Raw genomic sequence first — 233 nt, 5'->3', positions numbered from 1 at the left:
ACGCGGGCGGGCGCCGGCCCGGCCACGCCTGCCCCGCGCCCGGGTTCCTGCACCCGTTCACCGCGGCCGACGGCACCCCGTTCGTGCGCGGCCGTCAGGTCGCCGGGTACACCAACGGCGAGGAGGAGGCCGCCCAGCTGACGGACGTCGTCCCGTTCCTCGTCGAGGACGCGCTGACCGCCGCCGACGCGGACTACCGCAAGGGCCCGGACGGGGAGAGCTTCGTGGTCACG

The 233-nt window shown here is 76.8% G+C and carries 1 pseudogene; it reads left to right on the top strand.

The features are described from left to right. Positions 1-233 (top strand): annotated as a pseudogene (locus KVS67_RS13400) (type 1 glutamine amidotransferase domain-containing protein); the annotation flags it as partial.

The sequence above is a fragment of the Micrococcus sp. GbtcB5 genome, from assembly GCF_019091605.1.
Taxonomy (GTDB): Bacteria; Actinomycetota; Actinomycetes; order Actinomycetales; family Micrococcaceae; genus Micrococcus; species Micrococcus luteus.
This window is presented reverse-complemented; position numbering and strand designations above follow the sequence as displayed.